The organism is Candidatus Saccharimonadia bacterium, assembly GCA_035544015.1.
GTDB lineage: Bacteria > Patescibacteriota > Saccharimonadia > UBA4664 > UBA4664 > UBA5169.
Map to the genome: position 1 here is coordinate 1 of DATKIP010000101.1, position 2,275 is coordinate 2,275.

3 protein-coding genes are annotated in these 2,275 nt (G+C 60.0%); 1 reads left to right on the forward strand and 2 read right to left on the reverse strand.

Translation table 11 applies throughout. The features are described 5' to 3' along the window. The coding region (locus tag VMT30_08875; GenBank protein HVQ45041.1) for a hypothetical protein at positions 1–378 on the reverse strand (378 nt) is incomplete at its 3' end. 45 nt (positions 379–423) lie between these two features. Next, a protein-coding gene (locus VMT30_08880; protein ID HVQ45042.1) for an IS3 family transposase occupies positions 424–1,637 on the reverse strand; the annotation gives its coding sequence in 2 pieces (ribosomal slippage) (positions 424–1,301 and positions 1,301–1,637; 1,215 coding nt in all). Positions 1,638–1,742: 105 nt separating this feature from the next. Here VMT30_08880 and VMT30_08885 point away from each other — a divergent pair. Next, a partial coding sequence (locus tag VMT30_08885; GenBank protein ID HVQ45043.1) for a lipopolysaccharide biosynthesis protein occupies positions 1,743–2,275 on the forward strand: 533 nt, incomplete at its 3' end.

Here is a 2,275-nt window from a genome sequence, read left to right on the forward strand (position 1 = left end):
TGTGGATGCAGCCGGAAGGCGGGATTTCCGCCGTTCGATAATGAAATCCTCAACCCACCACAGTAACGCGCTAAGGAGCACAAGCGAGGCCGGGAGCCAATAAAGCGGAATTTGCCCAACGCACTCATGAGGGCCGCCGCAGGCATTGTCGGAAGAATGGAGGGCAGCAAGGCCAAGAACCGTAAGAACTCCAATGTAGGCGGGCCATAGAATGAAGTGAAACAGCCACGGCTGACCCTCCCTACGCTTGCGACGGATGTAGCCGATGAACAGCCCAAGCGTGCCGACCACCAACGCGACCCCAAACGCACCGCCCATGACGGGGATCGCCACATCCCGGCCGACGCTGATCACCGTATCCCGGCCGACCAGCAGCACGAACAGGATGCCCCTGGAGTTGCCCCCGTTTAACCGGACACAGGGCTATTGTGATTGAGCTCGCATGAACTCCCTTGGGGAGCGCATTTTGAGCCCAGAATGGGGATGGTTTTCGTTGTAGTCCAAGAACCATCCGGCGATCTGCCGGAGTGCGGTGATCGCATCCGGAAGAGGGTTCACGCGAACATAGTCTCGCTTGAAGGTTTTGACGAAGCTTTCGGAGATGCCATTCGATTCCGGGCTTTGAATGGGAGTGAAGCAAGGGACGAGATTGAGTGCGGTCGCGAAGGCCCGGGTCTCGTGTGCCGTGTAGACGCTGCCATTGTCGGTAAGCCATTCGAGCGCGTGCGGAGCCTGGATGGCGGCGAACCGGCTCTCAACTGCCTCCAGCATCATGTCGCGAACCATGCTGCCGCTGATGCCGGCGTTGGCGACCGCATGCCAAGCAATGATCTCGCGGTCGTGAGCATCGATGATGAAGGCCAGGCGTACCAGGTCACCGTTCCAGCAGGAGATCTCGAATCCGTCTGAGCACCATCGCAGGTTCGAGCGCATGACAACGACTTTGCCGTCGTGGAGCCGACCCTTCCTTCGACCGGTGTGCCGGGCGAGGAGCATGCCGTTCTGCCGCATAATACGGAAGATCCGCTTATGGTTGGCCATCGGCTTCCCGGTTTTGACCAGCTCCCTATTGGCCAACGCGGTGATGCGGCGATAGCCGTAGGTCGGCCGCTCGTCGACCAGGCGGCGGATCAGCGGCAGGAGGTCCCCGTCGTCCGGCTTGCGATACGAGCCACGCGGCTTCGCTAGCCGACGGACTTTCTCATGAAGATGCGAACGAGCGACCTCGAGGGCATCGGCGACCGCCTTCATCGGGAAGCGTCCTTCGGCTGCGACAAGAGCCGCAAGCTCGGTTTTTTTGACTCCGACTTCGCCAGAGCCTCCCGGAAGATCTCGACTTCCATCGTTTTGCGGCCGAGCATCCGCTCAAGCTCACGGACGCGCTCTTCAAGCCGGCGGACCTCCGAGCTCCCGACAACTGGTTCATCCGATCCCACCGCTGCAGCTCCGCCCTCGGTCATCAACCGGCGCCAACGATACAGCAGGTTGGGAGCAACGCCGCGCCGTCGCGCAACCGATGACACGGTCTCACCGGGTTGGAAGCTCTCCTCGATGATCTGCAGCTTCTGCTCGGTCGTCCAATGCCGCCGGCGAACCGCGCCGGTGATCAGTTCGATACGTTGGTAGTCGTCAGACATAAGCCTGTGCTTGAGGATAGCCTCAAGCCCTCCAGGTTATGCCGAGTGTCCGGTCGAAACGGGGGCCAGTTCACACGGGACTTGGCATCATCGTCTCAAGGCGGGGTGGCGATTGGCGGGGTGGCTCGCGAACCCTGGAGCCAGGGTCAACCCTTTACGTTGCGTGACGTTCTGATCTCCGGCTTCTTTCATCGCCGCATCATCATTTTTTTTGCGCTTCTGCCGTTGGTTGTTGGCGCAATTGCCGTACTTGAGACCAAGACGAATTACACGGCGAGCGGCCTGTTGATGGTCCTGGTAAACCGAGAATTTTCCGGAATTCAGAACGTGACCGACAGCGGTCCGGCCGTGTTGTCTATCGAGGGACTGAAATCCGTCGAGTCGGAGATCCAGATCATCGAGAGCGCCGAGACGATTCGCACCACCATTACAACCGTCGGGCTCGAGCGCATATTTCCTGATACGAGCTTCATCGAACGGCTCAGGGGTCTGTTCTCCCTTGGCGACAACCCTATGGACGATGCGATCGAGCGGTTCCGCCGCAATCTCTCGTCCAGCGTCCAGTCGGGATCGAACGTCATCCGCGTGAGCTACTCCAATCCCGACAGGGCGGTCGCCATCGCAGTGACGAACGAGCT